The following is a 22,762-nucleotide window of genomic DNA, read 5'->3' as shown; positions in this document are numbered from 1 at the left end:
ATATTATGTTTTTTATATGGATTGGGGCCGTATTAGCCTAACATTATAAAGCGACAACACTTAATTAATCTAAATTAGGCTGATCTTTTAATGCCCCTTGTCCTGTCGGAATGGGGTTATTCTTTTTACGAACAATTGTCAATTGTTGTACGACGGGTTGTTTCCATGGACCGGAAATCTTGTAGCTATAGGCAGAAATTTTTTGCATACCCTGATTAATAATTTTCGTCGCAACCCAGGTAGCAACACCAGCTACAGGACCGCCTGCAATGGTAGCCACAATGGGCAAGCTGGCTGTAATATGCGGGGATATTTTTAAACTCATATCATAGGTTTGTCTTACTAAATCTAAATCGCCCTTCATGCTTGCATACGCAACAGGCCCCTCGATGTAACTATCATGCGTCGTCATTCTTCCCTTACGAATCGAAAAGTTTCCCTGGAAGATATCAAAGCTGTATCCTTGGGAAGCTAAGTCACTGAAATCAAGTTGCAATCTACGTGGTATGGTTTGCAAACTTAAAATACTCAGTAATTTACCTAGATCCAATTTTCCTTCTGTTGATTTACTCAAATCAGTGATTCTGCCATTCTTGAGCTGCAAAAACATATCGCCGTTTAGCTTTGTTAATGAAAATCCAGCTAAATCACTGCTCCAGCCCCCTTTAAATTCTAGATAGCCTTTTTTAGCACGAACTGAAGGATTAACGCCCCAACGCTCAAGACTTTTAGCCACATTACTCATATCAAGTTTTAAATGGAACGCCGATTGATCAGATTTTTTTGCCTGTGTCCACGCACCATCAATATTAAATTGATATACAGGGGAATCAATACGGCAATAATTCAATGACCAACGCTTCTCGGTTGACTTGCTTTTTAGGGTCACATCACCAATCAGTACAGCCCCTACCGATAAGTTATCAACTCGTAAATCAAGATTTGGAATCTGGCCCGGATGAGTTTTTTCCGAAGAATCACTCGACTTAATACCTTTAGTATCAAACTTCTCTAAATGTAGCCGTTGAATATGGCCACTCAATTCATTCGCTGACACACGATATAATAAATCAGCGGCGATATTTTTTTGGTTCACGCTAAAAGACCAGTCTTTATTGGGTAATAATTTTGCTTTAACCGCCAATGCATCAAATTGCTGCTTCAAAATACTAAATTTATCCAGTGTAACATTAATAACTCTTAATTTATTAAATAACGATGGACCGGTATTTTGAGCTGTAGTATATCGATTATATACAGTCTTCCATTCGTCTAAATCAAAGCCTTTTAATGAGCCTACGATTGCTAATCCAGGGATTTTTGAATTAAGCGCTTTTGCGCTACCTAAACGAAACTGGCCTGAATCTAAATCTAAAACACCATTAATCGTCTTAAATAATAAATCTGTGCTTAAACGAGCATCATAATTAGATTTTAAGCGTATTGATTTATCCGCAAGTAAAGCCACATTCACTTCTAAAGGAAGCGTATCATTATGCGTTTTGCCAAGTGGCGCCGGTAAGTTAACAGCCAAACCTTGCAATGAAGAAGTTAACTGAATGGTATCAGCTTCAGATGACTTATTTGCTAATTTCAAAATGGCTTTAACGGGAAAAGAACCATTTAATAAGGAAAAAATTGGCGCATTATGACGAGTTTTCATGGAATCAACAGTCCAAGTCCCATCCACAGCAATGGAAGTAGCAGGTCTTGGCGTTTTTACAGACTGAATCTTAATATTAAGAGGATGTCCCATCGAGTTAGCAACTAATGAACTATCACTTACCCCGTCATCAGTGAAAAATAGTTCACCGTTTACACCCTTTAAGCCAAACTTCACAACATCATACTTTACCATAATGGCATTGTCTTTAAAGGTTAAATCCCCTTTAGCCAATACTTTGTCGTTTTCGGGATATAAAGGCACCTCTAAATTAAGGTTCAACTGAGCTGAGCCTTCTATGGCCAGTTGTTTGAGTAGCGCTAATTTACTTTTTAAAGGAGAAGACATCACATAATTCACCATCTTTTGCACGGGTGCATTGATGCTTCCGGTAATAATAAGGTTTTCTTTATTATTACCTATATTGTTAATACGCAAATTCATTTGATTGACAGGAACCCCTTGAAAATCAGCATTGAGAATAGCAATATTAACATTACGATTAGTTAATTGAATATCCCCTTCAATGTCCTTAATGATCTTCCATTTAGGATTAATGTAAAGCTCGCCACCACTTGCATGACTTGTAATCGTAAACTCACCATTATGCTCATCGAAGGGAAAGTCTTGCGCCATTCCATTTAAGCTAACAGTACCGCTCAACTCCGCAATATGCTTTAAATCTCGTGTTAACCAAGTATACAATTTGGCCTTCATATGTTTTTGAGGAAGAAATGGAGCCCATTGCTCAATATTCTTACCTGAAAACTCTGCATTCAAACGAACAGCCCCCATAGAATCCCGCGAGACTTGATCGACCGCACCCTGAACACTTAAAGTAAGTTGCGGCATGCTTAAGATAAAGCGATCGATACTAATCCGTAAGCCATCACTTAACTCCTTCCAATCAATAGACCCATTCAATAAAGTGAGATTCTGTGTAGGATAGCCATGTACAGCAACCAGCGTATTCTCAGAGTCCAGCTCCAAACGCCCTTCTTCAGGTTGCCAGTTGACCACACCCGAGAGATTTCTTACCTCGGGTATTTTCTTGTTCGGATTCGCATTCCAGCTTAATTGATCAAAACGAGTCAGCACGTAGGTAATTTCATTTCCTTGCGCCCATGTTTTGACAGGTACCTGCGCAGCACCAGCTGCAGATAATTGAGGGATTAGTGGAATGCGGAAAGCAGGATCGGCGAGCTTCACCAAAACTTGAGTATCATGCAACATACCTTGTGGTTTTATTTGCAGCAGATTTTGAATACTTATAGGCCAATTAATCGCATCTGAAAGTAAGGACTCAATAATGATGTTCTTAATAAAAAACTGATAGGTTTGCTGTTCCTGATTGTATTTGACCAAAAGCTGATTCTCAGGCCAGTTTAACCCACCCACACGCAATTGAATGTGATCGCCATGTAATTGCCATCCCTGATTGTCTGGTTGCCAAGACAGGTTTGCAAAAAAGGATTGAACTAATTGGCTTTTTTCTTTGTTGAGTAACCGCCAAGCCAAATGCTCTAATTTTACCTGAGCCTGTACTGATGCAACTGAGCCTTTATGCACGTCCATCCAGACCTGTAAGCCCCCTTTTCCGCCCTCTAAATGTTCGGTCGCATTGGGAAACAAGCTTTGCCATTGAGCTGGCATAATATTTTGCGCAGCAAAATAAAACTTCCCTTCAATTTCACCAAAATTATCGGGATCAAAATAACCATCTCCGAGTAATTGAAAATCAGTGCTATTAGTTTGCTCCAGTCTGGCACTACCCTTGAATTTATAATGGCCACCATGATTCGATACAGAAACATTTAGACCATCCACAGGAATTAAGCCACCATCGCTAAAATGAAAATACATGGAAACACGTTTGATAGTTAAACGTTCTTGCTGGGATAACCAAACTAAAATCTGTTTTGTCTTTTCAGGAGTCATGTCCTCACTGTTCAACGTATCCGTACTAATCCCATCAATAGTCCAATGATCGCCTTTTTCTCTTAGTGTGAGATGCATGTCATCAATATAAATAACACCGGGCTGAATTTGCCAGTTCCATATTGATCTAAAAACATTAATTCCTACAAGAAGTTTATTTAAATGAAATGATTTTTTGGAGTCGCTACCTAAGGTAACTTGTTTCAATTTAAGTACGGGCTGAAACCAATACCATCCTGTTTCCATCGTTTGAATAGTTACGGGCTGTCCTAAAAGGATTGACAGATGCTGTTCAACCTCACCTTTATATTGTTTTGCCCAAGGAGTTAACGAACGAAACACGCTAGACAAAACAGCCATAAGAATAATGAGGATGGCAAGGGTCATCCAAATTTTTTTGATAATCTTATTCACCGTATCCGCTTAATCACTCGTCGTTAAGTTCTCTACTATACCATTGCTTTTGTGCATACTCATCATTTTCTTTCTGTTCTTGGAGGTTCAATTTAGATTTTTGAGTCTTTTTAACTCGTTCTATTAATAAATTAACACTCTCTTCAGAAATTTTAGCTTGCTTGTACGTTGATTCTGCACTTCGTCTTACCTTGGCAAGTTGAGCTAAATGCCCATTTAGTTGCACTAAAGCCATATCGAGATGACTGATAAAATCAATACGATTACGCAAACGCCTCACATAAGCACCTTGTTCGCCCATGGTTTCTAATTGTTGTAAATAATCTTGCCGATAACCAACCAACTGGTCATGCTTTTCTTTATTTTTACTAAATTGCTCTTGAGCATGCAACAACTGTTTGTAGGCGGTGTTCGTTAAGTCCTTTTTTATTTCCCACAATTGTGTCAAGCGGTCCAATCGCTGATTCATGAATTAACTCCTACCTAAGTGACTTAGCTAACTCGGATAATAAACGGGTACTCTCTTCATAATTAACCTGTTCGCTCATTCCTTGTTCCATATATTTCCTAATCTTATCTCGAGCTAAAATTGCTTTATCTAAATGAGCATCTGAACCTTTTACATAAGCCCCCAATAAAATAAAATCTTTATTTTTCTCATAAAGAGACAAATATTTTTTCAACTGCAGCATATCTTTCATTTGCTCTTCAGAAACTACAGTCTGCATCACGCGGCTAATTGATGCCTCTAGATCAATAGCAGGATATTGCCCTTCCTCTGCTAAAGAACGGCTTAAAACAATGTGTCCATCCAAAATAGCCCGCGCAGCATCAGCAATGGGATCTTGTAAATCATCACCTTCGGTTAAAACCGTATAAAATGCGGTAATCGAACCACTTCCAGGCTCACCATTCCCCGCACGTTCAACCAATTTAGGTAGTTTGGTAAATACTGAAGGAGGATAGCCTTTAGTGGCTGGAGCTTCACCGATGGATAAGGCAATTTCGCGCTGAGCCTGAGCAAAACGAGTCAGAGAATCCATCAACAGTAACACATGCTTTCCCTGATCGCGAAAATACTCAGCAATACTGGTGGCAACTTTCGCTCCATGCAATCTTCTTAAGGGGCTTTCATCTGCCGGAGCTGCAACAACTACTGCCCGCTTTAAGCCCTCTTCACCCAAGCTGCACTCAATAAATTCTTTAACCTCACGACCCCGTTCGCCAATTAATCCTACGACAACCACATCCGCTTTGGTAAAGCGTGTCATCATACCTAATAATACTGATTTACCAACACCACTTCCTGCAAAAAGTCCGATACGCTGACCACGTCCCACGGTGAGCAAACCATTAATAGCACGTATGCCAACGTCTAAAGGAGTATCAATAGCTGCCCTTTTAAGCGGATTAATTATTGCAGACTCTAATGGGTAGGTTTCAGTTAGTTCAATAGGAGCTTCTTCATCAATAATCACTCCAGAACCATTAACAATACGCCCTAATAAAGGCCAACCCACCTCAATTCGTGCAACTCGGCCCGTAGGAACAATAATCATACCCGGAGCAAGTCCCTGAATAGCGCCAATTGACATTAAATAGGTACGCTCTTGACCAAAACCAACAACTTCTGCCTCAATCGAATGAGATTCATTGACATTAATGAAACAACGAGCCCCTACTGGTTGAGTAAAACCTTTGGCTTCCAAAGTAAGGCCAACAGCACGACTGATTCGTCCACAATGTAATAAACCAGAATGCTCTTGAGTACGCACATCAGACATTATTTTTGCCAAACGAGATTCATATTGTTCCATAAATTAATCCTGAACCTTCATGGGCATCAAATTGTCTTTCGTAATGTATTTGGAAAACAAAGTAGCAAAACGAGTATGAATACGACCATCTAATTCGCTATGTTCGCCTTTTAAATAAAAATCACCGCGATTTAATGTAGGATCTGCGGTTAATATTTCATGTAATCCAGGGAATTCGTTTTCTTTGATTTCCGCCTTAAGCCATTCAACATCAGAGGGATGCATAGCCAGCATGCGGTGATTGTTTAAGGTAGGTAATTCGGTCTTAATTTCATTAAGTAAATTCCGCAACTTATCTGGGTTTACCGAGAGTTCAACAGCAATGCAATGTTGGCTGAGCCAGAGGATCGTTTGTAATGTTTCCTGGATAACATGTTCATCTAAAAGTTTTACGGGGTTTTTCATTAAATCAAGCCAACGGACAAGCTCTTCCTTTTTCTTATCAATTTCTACTTGGGCTTGTTGCAATCCTTGTTCATAACCTTTTTGTATTGCCTCTTGCTTTAAACGCTCACATTCAGCACGAAAGACTTCACGCTCATCAATCGCAGGAGCTTCCTCTTCTTTTTTTTGCGTTGATTGATAATCCCAGACATTAAAATCATTATCACTGGATTGTTTTGTATGATAAGGCTCAAATTTATTTGCCATGTAAAACCCTTAGTCCCTTATATTTCATCCATTACGAACTCAACGACGAAATTTTCAAACCTTATTAAACGCTAATGGCGCCAACGTGTCTAATGTAGGCTGGCCCAGCATTGGAGGAGACTAGAGCTGAGTTTGCTGAGCTTAACAGACCAGCCTACGTTCTCACTTCCACACTACGAAAATTAAATCATTTCATCTCCACCCTTGGAGCCTAATGCAATCTTTCCTTCCTCTGCCAAGCTCTTGGCGATGGTAAGGATATCTCGTTGCGCACGTTCTACATCCACCACTTTAACCGGACCTTGAAGGTCAATATCTTCCCGCAACAGGTCAGCCGCGCGTTTAGACATATTGGTAAATATTTTCTCTTTCGTTATTTCAGTTGTGCCTTTTAAAGCTAACTTCAATAACTCTTGGGATACGTCACGTAATAAAGTTTGCACGCTACGGTCGTCCATATCGACCAAATTCTCGAATACAAACATCTTATCGCGAATTTTTTCGCTTAAATCCGAATCCCATTCTTTAATTTTGTCTAAGACTTCTTCTTCCATTGAGCCATCAAAATAGTTGATAACATCGGCTACACTTTTGATTCCCCCAACGGAGGCTGCTTTACTCACTTTTTGTCCGCTAAGTTGTTTTTCAATTACTTGCCCAAGCTCACTAATCGCTTCGGGTTTTACAGTATCAATATTGCACATACGTAATAAAACTTCTGAGCGCTTTTCCATACTAAAGTAACTTACGACTTCCGCGGCCTGCTCACTATCCAAATGAATTAAAATAGTAGCAATAATTTGTGGATGTTCATTTCGAATAACATCAGCAATTAATCGTCCATCCAACCATTTCAAACGGTTAAGGCCGCTGTCTTTATCTGACACCAAAATACGGTCTATAAATGGCGTAGCCTTTTCTAGTCCTAATGCTTCGATAAGTATGGTTCTTAAATAATGCTCCGTATCAACAGCCAAACTCGTTTGGTCGCCAATAGCGCTAGTAAAATCAGCCAAAACATTTTGCATTTTTGTCCTACTGACATTATCTAACGCAGCCATTGCCACGCCAACTTTCTGCACCTGTCGTGGTTCTAAATGCCTCAAAACCTCAGCCGCATTTTTCTCCCCCATACTGAGAAGCAGTATGGCCGCACGCTCTATTCCATCCATCGCTTATCCTCGATCAACCCAAGTTTTAACTACCTGCGCAACACGCTTGGGTTCTTTATCAACAACTTGGCGTAGTAAATTTAATTGTGACTCATAATCATGTGCATCACCTACATTAATTCCATCATCAAAAGCCAATTCGCCTTGAATCTCGGGCTGCTCTTCAAGATAAGGCAGATCCCCGCCCGCTCCTTTATTGCTCGCCAGGGTTTTAAGCATCGGCCTTAAAACCCCAAAGATGATTGACAGAATGAACATCGCACCAACAACTTGTTTGACTATAGACCAGAAGATGTCCTTTTGCCAAAAACGCTCTTCAGGAAGAGGTGCGATAGGATCTGGCTTAACAAAATCACTATTGATTACATTTAAACTATCACCACGTTTCGCATTTAAACCAATCGCATCAGCCACCAACAGCTTGATTTGCTCGATCTCTTTGGCAGTCAGAGCCTTCTTAGTCATCTTTTTAGTTTTTTCATCCATTACAGCAGGATTATCTACTAATACCGCTACTGACAACCGCTTAATGGAACCAGGTTGATTTCTGGTATGGCTAATAGTCTTATCCAGCTCAAAGTTCTTAGTGCTTTGCGTGCGTACATCTGTATTTTGAGTCGTCTCTGATGATTGCTGGCCTTGTGGATTTGCCGGAGCATTCGGATTCTTACCTGTAAGCGCCGGATTAGATTGCGGCGTATTAGATAATGAACCAGGAACTCCCTGAGCATCGCTGTTCGCATTACGTTTCTCTTGCATGGTTTGCTCGCTACGCAAGGAAGATTGTTCTGGATTAAACAGCTCTTGAGTTTGCTCGTAGCTGGTAAAGTCCACGTCTGCCGATACCTTAGCGCGTACACGACCATAACCTAATAAGGGGGTCAAAATGTCTTGAATTTTTTGTGCATATTGACGTTCAAGATTCTGTCTGTAATCAAGGAAGCGCTCAGTATCTGTAAATAAGCTCTGTCCACCACCCTCATTCAGTAATTGACCATCCTGATCCACCACCGTAACACGACTTGCTGCTAAATTAGGGATACTGGATGCCACTAAATTCACGATTGCCGCAATAGTTTGTTTTTTGAGTTCAAGCCCTGAATAGACATCAATAAAAACTGATGCACTAGGCTGTTGGGTATCACGAACAAATGCTGATTCACGTGGAATAGCTAAGTGTACTCGAGCAGCTTTAATGTCATTAAACTTGCTAATAGTCCGAGCCAACTCCGCTTCCAACGCTTGCTTGTAACGCGCAACCTCCATGAACTGACTACTATTGAAGGCGTTACCACTGGTGAATAGCTCCTCAGAGCCAACCGGATCGCGCGGTAAACCTTCAGCAGCTAACTTAAGACGTGTACCTTGTAATTTTTCTGAGGGGATTAAAATGGTACTGTTATTGTTATCAATTTTGAAATCAATACCATTACGCTCAAGAGCCGATACCACTTCAGCAGTATCTCGGGCATTCATTTGAGTATATAGAGGAACATAATTAGGATCACGAGACCATAAAACTACTGCTAAACCTATAGCAACACTCGCCGCCAAACCAACTAATAAACCAATTTGTCGCGGTATAGATAAGCTTGCAAATTTTGCTGCCACCATTGAAGCATTATCAGCCAATGCCATACTAAACTCCTGTAAAATCTACCCTGTAAAATAACTTGGGAGTTATGATTTGTCTATACTGGCATGCCCATAATGTCTTGATATGCTTGTAAAAATTTATTTCTAACTCGTAAAGCAGCCTCAAGCCCAAGATTTGACTTTTGAGTTGCGATCATTACTTCACCAATACTTACATTGCGATCGCCCAGTTCAAAACGGCTTTTTAAAGAATCGGCATTATTGCTTAAATCACTCACTTGATTTAAAGCACTTTTAAAAATTGCACTGAATGAGGATTGATTTGCTTCCCTATCGACTATTGCGCCTTCAGCCTTTGCTGCCATTGATTGCATTTGATCAAACAGGCCAACGGTATTAATGTCATTCATTCCTTCGTCTTCCTCTACATAACGTACTTATTATATCTATAAAACTTAAACCTCGAACGCATTTAGTCCCTAACGCTCGCTGTTTAGCTCCGCCTAAAAAACATGGTAACTATTCAGCTTAGTTTACTGAAAAATCAGGTCTAACCTACTTTGAACGCAAACCTATGTTTTCACTCACATACTAACATGAATGCTATACAACATACCCTTCTTCACGCATTTTTGCTAGCTTATAACGTAAAGTTCTCTCACTAACACCTAATAATGCAGCAACTTTTTGTCTATTCCCATTATTTTCCACTAAAGTTTTAACAATTAGTTCAAATTCATGCACTTGCAAGTTTTTCGTGCTCGCCGCGGCAACCTCCGTTTCTTGAATTACAATGGATGAAAGTTGTAAATGCTCTACTTCAATGATCCCTTGGGTTTGTAACACTAAGGCACGTTGAATAACATTATCTAACTCCCGTGTATTTCCAGGCCATGTATATGCAAGCATGGATTTTTGCGCTGTAGGACTAATTACTGGCACAATTGGCTGTTTATGATTACAGTGCTTGCGAATTAAGTAATTAGCAAGCGGAATAATATCATTTTTCCGCTCTCGTAAAGGGTGCCACTGTAAAGGAAATACATTCAGACGATAAAACAAATCCTCGCGAAAACGACCCGCTTGAACCTCATCTTTTAATTGTCTATTGGTTGTCGCAAGAATTCGTACATCCAAACTAATTGTTTTATTCGAGCCAATACGCTCGACTTCTTTTTCTTGTAGAACACGTAATAATTTTGCTTGCAGGCTTAGAGGCATTTCGCTCACTTCATCAAGAAGCAAAGTCCCACCTTGAGCTTGTTCAAATTTCCCCGGGGTTGATTTATAGGCCCCTGTAAACGATCCTTTCTCATAGCCAAATAAAGTGGCTTCGAGCATTTGCTCTGGGATTGCTGCACAGTTTATGGCAATAAACGGTTTTTTCTTACGTGTAGAATGGTCGTGGATAAAATGAGCTAATACTTCCTTCCCCGTTCCACTTTCACCACTAATCATAACCCCTACGTCCGATTGAGCCACTTTTAGGGCCATAGATAATAACGCTTGGCTTTTAGGATCTTGAGCTATCGGCTCGCCAGTATCCTCGTCATCCTGCTCAACCTTAATAAACTGATTAATTTTTTCAATGAGAACTTGGGCGCTAAAAGGCTTTTGCAAATAATCGACAGCACCTCTGCGCATCGCATCAACTGCATCTTGTACGGAACCATAGGCAGTCATCAAAATAACGGCTAAGCCTGGGCGCTTTCGTTGAATTTCATTCAATAATTGATTGCCATCTAAACCATCCATGCGTATGTCTGTCAAAACAACCGCAGGATTATGCAACTCAAGTAAAACAAGCGCCTCTTTACCATCCTTAGCGGTAATATAGGTATGTCCTGCAATGGTCATTGTTTCAGCTAAGGCTTCTCTTAAGACTGGATCATCTTCAACGATTAGAACATGACTCATAATAAAAATCCCTTTTCCAAGCTATAGTCTCTTACATTTCTATTCTTTTGACGGACAAAATGTAAACAACCTCTGATTTTATCTTAAGGCTTACGCATCATCTTAAAAAATGAATTTTAAGATTACGGCAAATACAAATTAACCTGCGTACCAACCCCTTCCATAGATTCTAAACTCACGGTTCCTCCATGAGCCTTTACCACTGCAAAAACAACAGCTAAACCTAAGCCAGTTCCTTGGGCTTTGGTCGTATAAAAAGGTGAAAAAGCATGGCTTTTCACTTCCTCCGACATTCCTTTCCCATTGTCCTCAACTGATATATGAATACCTAAATTATCCATTGATGCAAGGGTTAAGTAAACCTCTGTAGCCTCAGATTGTATTGCATTAATTACTAAATTTAAAACCGCTCCAATTAGTGATTCACCATGAATCATCCCGTCTTGGGACTTTAACTGGTTATTTACCTCCAACAATACCGAATGCGATGTAACATAAGGCTGTGCTCGCTGGCTTAATTGCGAACACCAATAATTCATATCCATCCGTGTAGGCTCTATAGTCTTCCCTCGAGCAAAGAGAAGTAGATCCTGAATCTGTTGCTCAATGCTACTGTGACACTCTTTCAACCTCTGCAACCAATTTTGCGTTCGTTCATCAAGCCCTGTGAGGCTATGTAAATGATCGGTAAATAACATCGCTGAAGCTAAAGGAGTTCTAATCTGATGCGCTAATTGCGCAGTCATCGTACCAATAGAAACCAAACGCTTATCATTCTCTTTCGCTTTCTCATAATCACGCGTTGTAGTGACATCAGTCAAGCTAATTAAAATCCCCGGTAAGCTATCTAAAGTAGCAAGAGCAGCATGAACACGCCGCCCATCCGCCAGAGAAACCTCATGACCATCATCTGCACGCGGTGCAAAAGCACGTAATAAAACATCCAACCATAAAGATCCTAATAACCCATAACCTAACATTGCCTCTGCCGGTGGATTTAACCAAACAATCCGACCTTGAGAATTAATGATAACTAAAGCAGTCGGAAGGCTCGACAAAATATCCCATTCAGATATTGGCACCTGCGGCCTTACTGCACAAGTTTGGTAATTTGAATAATGCATATTAGACATTATGATTATAGGAATCATATGACTGTAACAAATTTTAAATAGAAAGCAAAATGCTTTTAAAATCATAGGATTAATTTTAAATACTCTGTGGCGATTAATTGAGCAAAGCTTGGAAAAACAAATAGAATTTAATTTTTTAGAGTCAAGGTCATATTAAAATTTGTGAGCCGTTTTTATGAATGGTCTGAAAATATTAGGCAAATTGAAATTCCCTTTTCAATTTAAATTCCCAAATAGGATAGCTTAAAAAAGACTAAATCTCTCTTTCACTAAGCTGCTTCTGCCCCATCAAATTCACTGTCATCCGATTCAGTAGTAGATAAACGATTAAAATGCCAAGAACAGTAAAGTGCTCCGATTCCACAAGCCATTAAGCCAAAAGGTAATGCATTAAGTGTTCGCATGAGAAGATAAGCACTAGCAATGGTTAATAACGAAGAGCCAAACATTCGTACGGTATGAATAAAAGCCAAAACAATTCCAGTATTTTCTTTAAAATCGGCGAGCATTAAGGACATTACTGCCGGAGCAATAACACTAATCCCTAAATTACAAATGAGCGCAAAGGATAAGGCATACAAGTTAAATCCATAGAGAGTGGAACTCATTAACATCGCAAAGCCGCCTAAGAGTATAAGCCAACTTCCGATATAAATAGTGGATGCCATACTAAAATACTTGCGTAAATGAATTCCTAAATAATTACCCACGATAATATTTAATCCATTAAAGATAAAAATAACCCCATAGACCAAAGGTGAAAACCCAAATTGATCAATAATCAAGTAGGAAGAATTAATTACCGAGAGCATTACTGCCGCAAAACTAAACATCATAATCAATGAACCATTCCACAAATAAGTAGAGGGTAAAATTTCCTGATATGATTTTATTACTTTTTTAATTGAAAAAGGTTGTTGAGGTGCAGTCCAAAAAGGCGATTCAAAAAGTCCTTTACGTGTTTGCAGTAGTAATGCTATGCCAATAAAAGCCATCAATGCAAAATTGGCTTGCCAGCCAAAATAAGTAAAAATTAGCGAGCCCAAAACGGGAGCTAGAATTGGCGATATAGAGACAATCATAGAAACATAGGACAAAACCTTTGCGCGCTCTACTGCATCTTCAAAATCTCTAGACGTTGAAAAAGCTACTAAATTAGCACAACATAAAGCGAAACCTTGTAAAGCCCGCCCTAAAATCAGCACCTCTATACTAGGGGCGAAAACACAAATTAAACTCGCAATCACAGCCAGCATCAGACTACCTGGTAATAAACGCCGACGTCCATAATGATCAATTAATGGCCCCCAAATTAATTGAGCACACCCAAAAACGAATAAATAAATACTTAAAGTAAGTTGGCTTAAATCATGGGTGGTCCCAAAGTAAGTCGTAATGTGGGGCAATGAGGGCTGATACAAATCAAATGTTAATAAAGAAAAGGCTGAGAGTAATCCGATAAGTAAAATAGATGTTCTTGATTGCGGCATAATAACTAATTTAAAAAAAGGAATTATTTTAGTTCACTTTGATTTTATTTTCTATAAGTAATTTACCCTAATCATATAATTTTAACTGCATTAGAAATTTTGCTCGTAGGCTCTGCTATTTTTTTTAATAGTACCCTGATTAGCTCTAGATAAGATTGATAAAAACTATTTATTAGGGCGTACTATTTTTTGGAGCAAGGGAGTCATCATGATCAGCTCTCACCGCATTATTGCTAAACACACTAAATTTTCGAAGATTACTTTTTCCTTGGCCCTCACTACTTCGCGTATTCAAATCGATTGGTACTAATTCCGCAATGTTGGACTCTTCCGAAGGTACATTCGCATCTAATTTCTCTAAAGCTTCTTTTCGTTCTAATTTACCTAATTGCTCTTGATACTGGTGAAGGAGCTTTTGAAGAGAACTGATGTTATCCGTTAGCTTTTGTTTATCCAGCTCTGTGTCATTTGATTTCCCCTGGGAGGCAGTATAAAGCTCGCCTAACTCTATTGACTCACGCCCTTCAACTGCGGCTCGCTTATTTTCTTTATTTTTTAATGCATTTTGTACTACATCGATTTTCAACGTTAGTAATTTAACTTTTTCTTTTAAAGATTCATTTTTATATTCAATTTGAGACAATAAAAGTTGGTTTTGATTTAAACTATCAATCAGGACTACCCTTCTTTCCTCCAGCTGCGTGGTTAATTGCTCATGCGGATCACTAAAAAATACCTTATTTAGAAGCAGACTGCCTGAAACTAATAAGAGAGCAGCACCAATTAGTCCTATAGTAACTGGGCTTAAAGAAGCAGCTAATATTGCAGATGTCTGCAGGAAGCTCAGTTGTGTAAGTCCGCCACCAAGCGAAGAGGACAACCACGTAAAAAGCCCAGTAAATGCAGTAGTTACAAAGGTTAAAACAGCAGCAAACTCTTTAAATCTTTTTTGTATAGGTGAGGTTGCAGTTATCAGTTCACTCAATTGAGGTAATAACCGTTGAAGCCATTGGTTAAAAAACTGCCCCGCAACAATAAAAGGGGTTGCGACATAAAGAGCTAAATTTTTTAAAGTCTGTATTAATGTATGTTTTTTTTCCGTATTTTGGGCAATATCAATAGGTTCTCTTTGAATGTTGGCCGATGAAGTACTTGGAATTTCTAACTCGGAAGATATACCGAGCTTTTCCGCTGATTGCCGAAGTATCCTCAGTTCTTTTTCTAATACATCGTTTTCAGCATATTGACGCTCAATTTCCTGTGCAAGGCTTTTAATTTGGCTTTCATGCGCATCTCTGGTCTCAATTGCTTCCATTATTTTTTGGGACTTATCAAGATAACTGTAAACGCTATGCGCAGCCAGAACTATCCCACCTATCAACATCGCTGAACCAACCGTTATCCAGCCTACCGGCGTCATAGAGAAACCTAAAAAGGAGCTAACCGACAAAGCAAGGGTTATTACGGCACCGTATTTGGTAAAATGATCTAAAAAAGTATTAAAGCCAGTAAAGAATCCAGCAAGGTATTTTTGTTTGCTGTAAAGCGTTTTCACCGCTTGCTCAGTATTACGTTTTTCATACCAAGAAGTTACTTTTTTTAGTAAAGCAGTGGTTCGTTCGATTATCTTTATCATTTTAATCCAGTCAGAAAGAACCTTATTAATTATGATTATAGATGAGGCAATTAGAACAATCACTAACCCGCATGATGTTTTTATGTGTTTTAGTTGAATTACGGGGAATTAGAAGATAAGTTCCTTGCATGCTAAGAATTAATTCCGCTCATATATCAAATTTTGTGAGGCTCCAATTAGTGCCAAGCGTACTCGTCAAAAAATCAAGGTGAAGTACGCTATGAAAGGGGGTATTTTTAAAGTGATACACAAAAAACCAACAGCTTAAGCACACGCGGATTGCTTTATATTTTCAATTAATGAAAAAATATCACCGATGGTTTCACATCTCATTAGCTCGACTCCATGAACGTTTACACCGTAACGTTGATAAATTGCAGCAACCGTAGAAATTAGAGAAAGTGAATCCCAATATAATTCATCATTTAAATAAATAGAATCTACTAATAACTTTTTATCCACCATCAGTAATATAGCTAAATCTGTTAACAAAAGATCTTTATCCATTTCAACTCCTTTCTATTTCTTCGATTTTTTGATATCAACAACTAAATTATTTCAAGCAGTAAGCGGTTCCACTAGGCGTAAATTGGGAGCATTGAGTATTTCATCCACTGCAGAGTCAGCCATATGGCTCTCAATATTTAAAAGTGTATTTTTATCCATAAGGCTAAAATCAATATCAACAGACATCATGATCTTTTTATTTTGTTTCACCTGAATGGTTGTCCCTGCTTTGAAGTTACCATCTAGACCATAACGAAATTGTTCAAATTTACAGGTAAATTCAACATCCAGGGGAAAAACATATTCCAAAAAAGTTGCATTGAGGTAATTAAGGACAAAACTTTTTTTCTCACTTCTTAAGGAGGGAATAAAAAAACTTGCCGAAACAGATTTAACCATTTGCTGAACCGCTTCAAGAAGAACAGTTCCCTTTATATGCTGCCCAGCATAATCTGCATTTGATTCATCCAGCATTAAATAACATTTAAATAAATTATCAGACATTTTTTTGGGTTCTGAAATTATGCATTGTTTAGACTCAAAATAACTACTGGCACGTTTATTACGTTGCATACAACCAATAAATGAAACCCGATCAGCACAAAAAGAACACTGAAGCATCTTAATTGAATCAATCATTAAGTCACTTAGCCCTTGACCTATATATATTTGATATTTACTTTCAGGATATTCTGTTTCGAGCATGTTTTGAAACTCCTCATAAGTGAATATGTTTTGGTTATTTGAAAACTCAACAAATTGGTTCCCTATGAGTATTATTTTTGTATCAGTCATATTCTTCTTTTACAAATGAAATAATTAGAATATTTAACCACTGAATATAAAAAATTTACATTTCCAAATTCTATTGCGATTATTTTATGATAAAATAAGGGGGTAAAATAATAGAGCAAAATCCAACCAGTGGAAAAACATATGATTGGGACCAGGAAAGTTTACTGGCATGAAGTTAAAGATAAAATTAAAAATGCAAATTTGGAATTCTATTCGCTTGTCGATCGATTGAATCCTGGTGTAGATTTTCCACTCTACGTACTTAATTTCCCCTATGGAGCGCTAATTGGTGATGAGCACAGCCAATTCTTGCCTCTGGAAAATGGAACTCTGCTAAGATTAAACGATCCAAGCCTTCCAAGCGAGCTAAATTTACATTTGGGGTATGGCAAAAATAACTCCCCTATGGGAATGATTATAGATAAACAGTTTGAATGGTACGTTGATTTACCTCAAAAAAAATTAACGCTTCCAGTTCGCATTCAATCTCCCGGTGAATTTTTTAGTTACACACGGATTGTAGATATTCAGAGTAAATTTAATTATTCTCCTATGGGAGTTTTATCAGCAATATCTGGCGGAAGATCGGTCTTTATGCTTCCGAGCATTGGATGTCAATCAAGAATCACGAAATTGTGTCGTGACTTAAAAATCAAAGCCAAACCGCCCGGTTCATTGTATGAGCATTTTAATTTATTTAAAACTATTTTAAATTGCCCTGAAATTGAACAATCGTGGAATACAAGCCTAATTTATTTCTCCGAAAATTGGATAAATAATATTAAAAACAATCCAGATTGGTTTGACGTTCGAAGATATTTTTATACTATCTTTGCACAGGCCGCAATGTATTTAAGACATATTCCACATTATCAGACAGCATATTCATTACTGTTGGAAAAGACAAATCAAAAACCCAACCCCTACTTATTTGATTCATTCAAACATTTAATTGATATAATGACTGGAGAAACACCTGGGTTTTCACCTCTAATGAATCAGGACTTACTTCCTTTAGAAATACTTCAAGATGTATTTGTAGATAGTTATGGCCTTAAACAACAATTACCGACCATCATGGGCCCATCCTATTTTAAAATTAACTCAGATATGCCCTTACCTGTTTATTACTCACTACAATACCCCACGACTCGCTCTTTTTCGCCCAACTCTAAAAAATCAAGCGCTATGGAGGCTATGCGTGAATTTAAAGATATATGTATAGAGATGTTCGGTGAACTCATAAAGGATAACCATTTTTGTTCCAATACAATTATTCAGCATATCGCACAAAACATAGGAATTTCATTTTTTCACAATTCAAATGATATAGATGGGCTCATCAGTAATGTGGAAGAAATTCTTAAAGAAGACCCTCGTTTCTATTCATCTTTAACAAATAAAGATAATTTTCTTCCCGCAGAAGATTCTAAGTTCTTTAGAGGGTGTATTAGAATTGCCCCTCATAAATAGTTCTATTTGTAATGTACTTTTCTAGATAAGAAATAATATTTTTCGAATCACTAAATTATGATGAAGTGATATTCAACCCTAGAAATTAATATGGAGTTATTCAAAGTACTACTGGGATTTATATTCCTCATCAAGCCTTCTTAAAAATGCCATTTTTTCGGCAATCTTGATTTCTAAACCTCGAGGTACGGGTTGGTACCAATTAGGCTCTCTCATGTTTTCAGGTAAATAACGCTCACCTGCAGCATAAGCGTTGGGCTCGTTGTGGGCATAGCGGTATTCATGGCCATATCCTAATTGTTTCATTAACCGTGTGGGTGCGTTACGCAAATGGATGGGTACCTCTCGGGACTTGTCTTTTTTTACAAAGGCCATGGCTTCGTTAAATGCATTGTAACCTGCATTACTTTTAGCAGCTATTGCCAGGTAAATCACTGCTTGACCTAGGGCTAGCTCGCCTTCCGGGGAACCTAATCGTTCGTAGGTTTCTGCGGCATCGTTAACAATTTGCATAGCTCGGGGATCGGCTAAGCCTATATCTTCCCATGCCATTCTGATAATACGTCGAGACAAATATAAAGGATCTACGCCACCATCTAACATGCGGCAAAGCCAATAAAGGGCAGCATCGGGATTGGAGCCGCGAACCGACTTATGTAAGGCTGAAATTTGATCGTAAAAATTCTCTCCACCTTTATCAAAGCGGCGCATATGCTGGGCTAAAGAATTAACCACAAATTCTTTAGTCACTTCAGTCACCTTCGCTGCACGGCATGCAGTTTGTAACTGTTCTATGCAGTTTAGTAATCTTCTGGCATCCCCATCTACGTAATCAATAATAATTGTAATTGCAGCTTCATCGAATGGGATTTCAGCAAGGACTTCGTGATGCGCTTTTTCAAATAGCTGTTTTAATTCTTCATTAGTCAATGACTTAAGCACGTAAACCTGCGCCCGCGACAGTAACGCAGAATTAACTTCAAAAGAAGGATTTTCCGTGGTTGCACCAATAAACGTAACTAAGCCTGATTCCGTATAAGGAAGTAATGCATCTTGTTGGGATTTATTGAAACGATGGATCTCATCAATAAACAGGATGGTATGTTTGCCTTGAGTTAAATTCTCTTGGGCTTGTTCCATTGCGGCTCGTATGTCTTTAACACCCGAGAAAACAGCGGAAAGTGCGATCCACTCACAGTCAAACGCCTCCGCAGTGATGCGGGCTAAGGTTGTTTTACCAACCCCTGGAGGCCCCCATAAAATCATGGAGTGAAGTTTACCTCCCATGAAACTAAGACGTAAGGGCTTTCCCTCCCCCAACAAATGCTGTTGACCGATTACGTCATCAATATGTTTTGGCCGTAATAATTCGGCCAATGGGAGGGCGGGTGGTTTCTTTGACTCCGTCATTGCTTTACCACATCAACCCCTTTTGGCGCCTTAAATTGAAACAATGAAACAGCCAACTGGGGATTTAATTTAGTTTTTGCTAACTGCACCGTAGTCACTTGTCCTAGCTGATCAAACAAGACCAGTTCAGTTAACATATCTTTATGAAATACTAGTTTCATGCGTTGAAAATTTGCTTTAGAGGATTTGGATTGAAGGTCAAAAACAGAATTATCCCCTGAGCCACTTTGAACTACAGTAAAATCTCGAGTTACGGTATTGTCATAGCCACTTAAAAATAAAGCCGCCGTTCCACCTAAACCTTTTTCTTGTTTTTTCACAGTAACCTGCTCAAGATCCGTATCATAAATCCAGATATGTTGACCATCAGCAATCATCAATTGGGCCATAGGTTCTTTAGTCTGCCAGCGGAATCGTCCAGGTCTTTGTAGCGCCATCGTTCCTGATGAGCGCGACACCACCCGCTCTTTTGCTTTGACGACCTGCTTAAAACTGGCGGTCATAGAGCGAATCGCATTTAATTTAGTTTGTAACACTTGATCAGCCGCCTCACAAAATGCAGCGGCAGAAAAACTCATAAGAACTGCAAGCAGTATTTTTTTCATGATCAATCCTCTGTTATGGAGTTCACTAAGACATCACGATAGCCACCATCTAAGGGGCCAACAATTCCTGTACGTTCCATTTCTTCAACCATACGCGCAGCGCGGTTGTAACCAATCTTTAACCGTCGTTGTACTGCAGAAATACTGGCTTTACGGGTTTGGATGATAAACTCTACGGCTTGATCATAAAGTGGATCATCATCTTCAGCCTGACTATCGCCATCAGAACCGCTCCCCCCTTCATCACCATCTACACCCAATCTAGTGATGTCCTCAATATAGTCAGGCTCACCACGAGCTCGCCAATCATCCGCGATACGATGCACTTCTTTATCATCAACGAAGGCACCATGAACACGTAATGGAGCCCCACTTCCTGGAGCTAAATACAACATATCTCCATGGCCTAACAATTGTTCTGCACCTTGCTGATCCAGTATAGTACGAGAATCAATTTTGGAGGAAACCTGGAATGACATTCGTGTTGGAATGTTTGATTTAATCAACCCCGTTAAAACATCCACTGATGGACGCTGTGTGGCTAAAATCATATGGATTCCCGCAGCACGCGCTTTTTGAGCAATACGCGCAATTAGCTGTTCTACCTTTTTACCGACAACCATCATCATGTCAGCCAGCTCGTCAATAACAACGACGATATGAGGTAAAGCCTCTAACAAGGGAGCTGTTTCATCCATCGAGTCTACTGGCTTCCATAATGGATTCGTTAATGGCTCACCACTAGCAATCGCATCAGTAACTTTCGTGTTAAAACCAGCAAGGTTTCTAACGCCCAGTGAGGCCATTAATCGATAACGACGCTCCATCTCCTCAACACACCAACGTAAAGCGCTCGCCGCCTCTTTCATATCGGTTACCACAGGAGCTAATAAATGAGGAATACCGTCATAAACAGACAACTCCAACATTTTTGGATCCACCATGATCAAACGAACCTGGTCAGGAGTAGCCTTAAATAGAATACTCAAAATCATCGCATTAATCCCTACGGATTTACCCGAACCAGTCGTTCCGGCAACCAATAGATGTGGCATTTTAGCCAAATCAACAACGACTGGATGCCCTGCAATATCAACCCCTAAGGCCAACGCAACTGGCGAATGTGCCTGTTGGTACACTTCAGCTGATAATACATCAGACAAACGAACCATTTCCCGCGACTGATTTGGCAGCTCTAAACCCACTACTGTTTTACCAGGAATAACTTCAACCACGCGAACTGAAGTTACAGATAAAGATCGCGCCAAGTCTTTAGATAAAGCCGTTAACTTACTGACTTTAACCCCAGCAGCTAATTGCAATTCAAAGCGTGTAACAACCGGGCCTGGATGAACAGCGACCACATCCGCTTGCACACCAAAATCCAATAAATGTTGCTCAACATCCCGAGAAACTTGTTCTAATTCTTCATGGGTATAGCCCCCCATTGGTTTTCCGGGCTCTCCCCTATCCAACAAATCTAAGCCTGGTAAAGTGCCTGGATTGTGGAGTTTAGGAGCACGGATTTCCTGTAGTTCGCGTGGAGGTGCAGCAACAACCACGGGAGCAGGTTTTGCTACTTCAGCTCGGACGGGCTCTGTCCTAAGCGGTTCAGATCTGATTACCTCTGCTCTTACAGATTCCGGTCGTGGAGCAATTGGTTTCTCTATATTAGCCATTAATACTGGAGCTGCTTTTTCCTGTATTGGCTCAGGTTTAGCATTAAAGAGCTTAGGCACTGCTTTTTCGGGCGTAGGTGCCTCTTCTGCAGCTTGTCGGCGTGTTTGATATCCTGCAATCCATAAACAGCTTGTAGTAATTACATTTTTTACCACAACATAAGCCTTATTGAGCAATGAGAGAGTGTAAAAGCCAATGAGCTCAATTGCCTGCAACCAGGAAATTCCAGTAAGCCAAGTAGTTCCCACCAAAAACATGGCTAATAAAACGAGTACTGCACCATGTAAATTCAGCATATGAAACCATGCTTTACCCACGGCTTGACCAATAAGCCCTCCTGGACCATGGATGGGATCCAGGCGATTCCAATGAGCTTGAAAACTTAATATACCACTGCCCCCAATGACCATCATCAAGAACCCACCTAGGCGCAAAGATAACACGCGAAGATCAAGGACTTTTAATGCCCGAAGATCTTGCAGTATTGCCCAAGCAACATAAACAAAAACAACTGGTAATAAATAAGAGAAATAGCCAAAAATAAAATAAAGGGTATCGGCAATATACGCACCTACCTGTCCACCAGAATTAGCAACAGTTTTTCCAGCACGCGATACATGCGACCAGCCTGGATCAGTGAACTTATAGGTCATTAACGATAAAAGAACAAACAAAGCCCCAGTTACAGACAATATAAAACCGCCCTCACTCAGACGTTTGATGATGAAACTTGGCATGGTTTTTTTTAGGGAGCCAGCCTTTCTTCCCGATTGTTGTTTTGCCATAGGTATATTCAAAGGTTTGTTTATGTCATAATGTTCGCCATCTTAACACAAAATATCAAAATATTAAGGAAGGCAGAGTC

The 22,762-nt window shown here is 39.4% G+C and carries 17 protein-coding genes; 1 reads left to right on the top strand and 16 read right to left on the bottom strand.

Translation table 11 applies throughout. The features are described 5' to 3' along the window. Nucleotides 1–64: 64 nt before the first annotated feature. The 13 genes from ACD661_RS02320 to ACD661_RS02260 form a co-directional block, all read right to left on the bottom strand. A complete protein-coding gene (locus tag ACD661_RS02320; protein WP_400186021.1) occupies nucleotides 65–4,015 on the bottom strand; it encodes a YhdP family protein in 3,951 nt (1,316 codons plus the stop codon). Nucleotides 4,016–4,028: 13 nt separating this feature from the next. Continuing rightward, nucleotides 4,029–4,484: a flagellar export protein FliJ gene (gene fliJ / locus ACD661_RS02315; protein ID WP_400186020.1), complete on the bottom strand. Its 456-nt coding sequence runs from the start codon at nucleotides 4,482–4,484 to the stop codon at nucleotides 4,029–4,031. A gap of 10 nt (nucleotides 4,485–4,494) precedes the next feature. Then, on the bottom strand, nucleotides 4,495–5,832 hold the full coding sequence (fliI, locus tag ACD661_RS02310; RefSeq protein ID WP_400186018.1) for a flagellar protein export ATPase FliI: 1,338 nt from the start codon (nucleotides 5,830–5,832) through the stop codon (nucleotides 4,495–4,497). A 3-nt stretch (nucleotides 5,833–5,835) separates the two neighbouring features. After that, entirely contained in the window at nucleotides 5,836–6,483 is a 648-nt protein-coding gene (locus ACD661_RS02305; protein ID WP_400186017.1) for a flagellar assembly protein FliH, read from the bottom strand. A gap of 182 nt (nucleotides 6,484–6,665) precedes the next feature. Further along, complete coding sequence (gene fliG / locus ACD661_RS02300; protein WP_400186015.1) at nucleotides 6,666–7,655, bottom strand: flagellar motor switch protein FliG; 990 nt, start codon at nucleotides 7,653–7,655, stop codon at nucleotides 6,666–6,668. A gap of 3 nt (nucleotides 7,656–7,658) precedes the next feature. Then, the gene (gene fliF, locus ACD661_RS02295; RefSeq protein WP_400186014.1) at nucleotides 7,659–9,293 is read right to left on the bottom strand and encodes a flagellar basal-body MS-ring/collar protein FliF; all 1,635 of its coding nucleotides are present in this window, start codon (nucleotides 9,291–9,293) and stop codon (nucleotides 7,659–7,661) included. 53 nt (nucleotides 9,294–9,346) lie between these two features. Beyond that, a complete protein-coding gene (gene fliE / locus ACD661_RS02290) occupies nucleotides 9,347–9,661 on the bottom strand; it encodes a flagellar hook-basal body complex protein FliE (protein WP_400186013.1) in 315 nt (104 codons plus the stop codon). A 193-nt stretch (nucleotides 9,662–9,854) separates the two neighbouring features. Beyond that, complete coding sequence (locus ACD661_RS02285; protein WP_400186012.1) at nucleotides 9,855–11,168, bottom strand: sigma-54-dependent transcriptional regulator; 1,314 nt, start codon at nucleotides 11,166–11,168, stop codon at nucleotides 9,855–9,857. Between the two features lie 122 nt (nucleotides 11,169–11,290). Next, nucleotides 11,291–12,292, bottom strand: coding sequence for a sensor histidine kinase (locus ACD661_RS02280; protein ID WP_400186011.1), 1,002 nt, complete (start codon nucleotides 12,290–12,292; stop codon nucleotides 11,291–11,293). A 278-nt stretch (nucleotides 12,293–12,570) separates the two neighbouring features. Beyond that, nucleotides 12,571–13,791, bottom strand: coding sequence for a multidrug effflux MFS transporter (locus ACD661_RS02275; RefSeq protein WP_400186009.1), 1,221 nt, complete (start codon nucleotides 13,789–13,791; stop codon nucleotides 12,571–12,573). Between the two features lie 172 nt (nucleotides 13,792–13,963). Continuing rightward, on the bottom strand, nucleotides 13,964–15,427 hold the full coding sequence (locus tag ACD661_RS02270) for a hypothetical protein (RefSeq protein WP_400186008.1): 1,464 nt from the start codon (nucleotides 15,425–15,427) through the stop codon (nucleotides 13,964–13,966). Between the two features lie 264 nt (nucleotides 15,428–15,691). Further along, entirely contained in the window at nucleotides 15,692–15,934 is a 243-nt protein-coding gene (locus ACD661_RS02265) for a phosphopantetheine-binding protein (protein WP_400186007.1), read from the bottom strand. Nucleotides 15,935–15,985: 51 nt separating this feature from the next. After that, a complete protein-coding gene (locus ACD661_RS02260) occupies nucleotides 15,986–16,729 on the bottom strand; it encodes a hypothetical protein (RefSeq protein WP_400186005.1) in 744 nt (247 codons plus the stop codon). 141 nt (nucleotides 16,730–16,870) lie between these two features. Between ACD661_RS02260 and ACD661_RS02255 the strand changes: the two genes are divergently transcribed. Then, entirely contained in the window at nucleotides 16,871–18,202 is a 1,332-nt protein-coding gene (locus ACD661_RS02255; protein WP_400186003.1) for a hypothetical protein, read from the top strand. Nucleotides 18,203–18,310: 108 nt separating this feature from the next. Here the strand turns inward: ACD661_RS02255 and ACD661_RS02250 are convergent, their stop codons facing one another. From ACD661_RS02250 to ACD661_RS02240, 3 genes are read right to left on the bottom strand one after another with little or no spacing between them, the layout of a single operon-like run. Further along, nucleotides 18,311–19,612, bottom strand: coding sequence for a replication-associated recombination protein A (locus ACD661_RS02250; protein WP_400186002.1), 1,302 nt, complete (start codon nucleotides 19,610–19,612; stop codon nucleotides 18,311–18,313). After that, nucleotides 19,609–20,217 (bottom strand): outer membrane lipoprotein periplasmic chaperone LolA, encoded by a 609-nt coding sequence (lolA, locus tag ACD661_RS02245; protein WP_400186001.1) that lies wholly within the window; start codon nucleotides 20,215–20,217, stop codon nucleotides 19,609–19,611. Before lolA ends, ACD661_RS02250 begins: the two co-directional genes overlap by 4 nt. A 2-nt stretch (nucleotides 20,218–20,219) precedes the next feature. After that, nucleotides 20,220–22,682 carry a DNA translocase FtsK gene (locus ACD661_RS02240; RefSeq protein WP_400186000.1) on the bottom strand — a complete coding sequence of 821 codons (2,463 nt, stop codon included), beginning with the start codon at nucleotides 22,680–22,682 and terminating at the stop codon, nucleotides 20,220–20,222. Between the last annotated feature and the right edge of the window lie 80 nt (nucleotides 22,683–22,762).

Origin of the sequence: Legionella lytica, from assembly GCF_044626755.1 — a bacterium.
In the GTDB taxonomy this organism is placed as follows: Bacteria; Pseudomonadota; Gammaproteobacteria; order Legionellales; family Legionellaceae; genus Legionella; species Legionella lytica_A.
Note: the sequence above shows the minus strand (reverse complement) of the source record. Positions and strands in the feature narration are given on the sequence as shown.

Excerpts from the sequence above, each read along its gene's own strand:
- fliJ (WP_400186020.1), bottom strand. The coding sequence starts at position 4,484 with ATGAATCAGCGATTGGACCGCTTGACACAATTGTGGGAAATAAAAAAG.
- fliI (WP_400186018.1), bottom strand. The coding sequence starts at position 5,832 with ATGGAACAATATGAATCTCGTTTGGCAAAAATAATGTCTGATGTGCGT.
- ACD661_RS02305 (WP_400186017.1), bottom strand. The coding sequence starts at position 6,483 with ATGGCAAATAAATTTGAGCCTTATCATACAAAACAATCCAGTGATAAT.
- fliG (WP_400186015.1), bottom strand. The coding sequence starts at position 7,655 with ATGGATGGAATAGAGCGTGCGGCCATACTGCTTCTCAGTATGGGGGAG.
- fliF (WP_400186014.1), bottom strand. The coding sequence starts at position 9,293 with ATGGCATTGGCTGATAATGCTTCAATGGTGGCAGCAAAATTTGCAAGC.
- fliE (WP_400186013.1), bottom strand. The coding sequence starts at position 9,661 with ATGAATGACATTAATACCGTTGGCCTGTTTGATCAAATGCAATCAATG.
- ACD661_RS02285 (WP_400186012.1), bottom strand. The coding sequence starts at position 11,168 with ATGAGTCATGTTCTAATCGTTGAAGATGATCCAGTCTTAAGAGAAGCC.
- ACD661_RS02280 (WP_400186011.1), bottom strand. The coding sequence starts at position 12,292 with ATGCATTATTCAAATTACCAAACTTGTGCAGTAAGGCCGCAGGTGCCA.
- ACD661_RS02275 (WP_400186009.1), bottom strand. The coding sequence starts at position 13,791 with ATGCCGCAATCAAGAACATCTATTTTACTTATCGGATTACTCTCAGCC.
- ACD661_RS02270 (WP_400186008.1), bottom strand. The coding sequence starts at position 15,427 with ATGATAAAGATAATCGAACGAACCACTGCTTTACTAAAAAAAGTAACT.
- ACD661_RS02265 (WP_400186007.1), bottom strand. The coding sequence starts at position 15,934 with ATGGATAAAGATCTTTTGTTAACAGATTTAGCTATATTACTGATGGTG.
- ACD661_RS02260 (WP_400186005.1), bottom strand. The coding sequence starts at position 16,729 with ATGACTGATACAAAAATAATACTCATAGGGAACCAATTTGTTGAGTTT.
- ACD661_RS02255 (WP_400186003.1), top strand. The coding sequence starts at position 16,871 with ATGATTGGGACCAGGAAAGTTTACTGGCATGAAGTTAAAGATAAAATT.
- ACD661_RS02250 (WP_400186002.1), bottom strand. The coding sequence starts at position 19,612 with ATGACGGAGTCAAAGAAACCACCCGCCCTCCCATTGGCCGAATTATTA.
- lolA (WP_400186001.1), bottom strand. The coding sequence starts at position 20,217 with ATGAAAAAAATACTGCTTGCAGTTCTTATGAGTTTTTCTGCCGCTGCA.
- ACD661_RS02240 (WP_400186000.1), bottom strand. The coding sequence starts at position 22,682 with ATGGCAAAACAACAATCGGGAAGAAAGGCTGGCTCCCTAAAAAAAACC.